The sequence below is a fragment of the Photobacterium sp. R1 genome (genome assembly GCF_054600795.1).
The window spans coordinates 1-235 of sequence record NZ_BAAHZP010001001.1; the positions used below are offsets into that span (position 1 = coordinate 1).

Genomic DNA, 235 nt, shown 5'->3' on the forward strand with positions numbered 1-235 from the left:
TTCCGTTGGATCTTCCCCGGCAAGGATCAGTGCCTGCAGTTGTTCAACATCCAGATCAACCGGCGGTGGTTGCTCGCTGCCGGGCTGTTGAAACTGAACATTATCGGCAATATCTGACACCCAAACACCGCCACCATTGAGCAACACACAGGTCGGACAGGGGCGATCGACCAGTACCGGCTCACCATTTTGCATCATTACATAGCGGGCATAGCCGTTCGCGACCACCAGTTCA

The 235-nt window shown here is 54.9% G+C and carries 1 protein-coding gene; it reads right to left on the minus strand.

Annotated features, from left to right (window positions below; all coding sequences use genetic code 11):
• A partial coding sequence (locus ACYP03_RS28070) for a hypothetical protein (protein ID WP_459782945.1) occupies positions 1–235 on the minus strand: 235 nt, incomplete at both ends.